Origin of the sequence: Piscicoccus intestinalis NBRC 104926, from assembly GCF_001515525.1 — a bacterium.
Classification (GTDB): Bacteria; Actinomycetota; Actinomycetes; order Actinomycetales; family Dermatophilaceae; genus Kineosphaera; species Kineosphaera intestinalis.
The window spans coordinates 1-1,726 of sequence record NZ_BCNQ01000282.1 but is presented as its reverse complement, the minus strand read 5'-3'; the positions used below and the strand labels follow the sequence as shown (position 1 = coordinate 1,726).

At 72.9% G+C, this 1,726-nt stretch carries 1 protein-coding gene and 1 pseudogene; both read right to left on the bottom strand.

The window, feature by feature from the left end; translation table 11 throughout:
* A pseudogene (locus PINTE_RS24085) lies at positions 1-225 on the bottom strand (hypothetical protein); the annotation flags it as partial.
* A 143-nt stretch (positions 226-368) separates the two neighbouring features.
* Positions 369-1,394, bottom strand: coding sequence for a LacI family DNA-binding transcriptional regulator (locus PINTE_RS21215; protein ID WP_281178989.1), 1,026 nt, complete (start codon positions 1,392-1,394; stop codon positions 369-371).
* Between the last annotated feature and the right edge of the window lie 332 nt (positions 1,395-1,726).

Here is a 1,726-nt window from a genome sequence, read left to right as displayed (position 1 = left end):
GGCGCTCGCGCCCGCGTGTTCGGCGCCGCTTGCGCCCGCGTGTTCGGCGCTGCTCGCGGCCGCGTGCTCGTGCCCGGGCCCAGAACCCGGCGCAGATCCAGATCCGGAGCCGGTGTCGGTGTCGGGTCGTCCGCCGCCCTGGTCGCCGCGCTGGGCGCCGGGCTGTGGGCCGTTCTGGGGGCCGGGCGCGGGCTCGTCGCGCAGCTCACGCGAGGATGAGGTCACAGCTCAGTGTGTACCCGGCGTCGTGCCGTCGAACAACCCGCGCCCGCGCGCCGGAACACCGGAGTCGCCCGAGTCGAGTTCGCCCAGGGGCGCCTGGGTCGCCGGAGTCCGGTCTCGACGGACGGTCGCGCCTGCGACCCGGCTCAGGTGGGCACCGGTGCGGTGGAATCGCGTTCGATGAGCGGGCAGGCCAGCCGCACGGTGGTCTCGCGCGCGGGCTCGCGCTGCCGTCCGGGGTGCCCGAGCAGACGGTCGACGGCCACCTCGCCCATCTGCCGGTGCGGCAGGGCGAAGGTCGTCAGCGCCGGCACGACGTGCGCCGCGAGCTGCTCCTGGTCGTCGAAGCCGAGCACCGACACGTCGCCGGGAACCGACAGCCCGAGCTGCGCGAGGGCGAGCAGGGCGCCGGTGGCGACGCGGTCGTTGACGGCGAAGATCGCGGTGGGTCGACGGGCCGGCGACTTCACCCGCCCCCGGGAGTCGGTCAACGCGCGGACCGCCCCCGAGTAGCCGACGTCGATCGACCACATCTTTCCCAAGCCGATGACCGGGCAGTCGGTGGCGGCCAGCCCCGCCTCCCGGATCGCGGCGCGGTAACCCTCGCTGCGCTGGACGCCCGCGACGTCACCGGGACCGCCGAGCATGACGATGCGGCGGTGCCCCAGACCGAGCAGGTGCCGGGCCGCCTCGCCTCCGGCGGTGACGTTGTCGGGCACCACGCTGGTGTGCGCTCCGGAGGTGTCGAAACAGTTCGCGAGCACGAGGGGCAGTTGCGTCGCGGGGAGCGAGGTGACCTCTCGGACCGCCATCGCCGCGTAGACGAGCCCGTCGACGCGGCGCCGCGAGAACTCCTCGACCGCCTCCTGTTCGCGCTCCTGGCGGCCCTGGCTGTCGAAGAGCACGAGCACATAGCCGGAGTCGGCGGCGCGGTCGACGGCCCCGGAGAGGATCCGGCCGGCGAACGGTGACGACGCGATGGAGTCGGTGACGAGACCGACGACGTGGGTGCGCTGCAGCCGCAGGCTCTGGGCCACCCGGTCGGGCGTATACCCCAACTCCTCGGCGGCGGCCCGGACACGCTCTGCGGTGGCCGGCGCGATGTTCCCCTCCGCGCGACCGTTGAGCACAAAGGACACAGCGGTGCGAGACACGCCCGCCAGGCGTGCCACATCGGCTGCCTTCACCCTGTTGCTCACAGGGCCACATTTCCATAACACGTGGGCGGATGAGACATCGATCGTCGACCGGTCACGGTCTTGCGCTAATCGCCGGGTGCGATGTCGCGAGCTTGTCGCGGATTCAGACACCTGCGAAAAATGGCCCGCCGTGCGGGATCCGCGGACAATGAGCAGATGTCGACGCAGCCGCGTCGCTCGCGATCGGAGGGATGGTCATGGGCTGGGTCTGGGCCGGATTGGTGCTGGCGGCGCTGCTCGTCGTGGGGCTGGTCGTCGTGCTCGCGCGCCGCGGCGGGTCGACGGCCGACCGGCGCGGCGTCGAC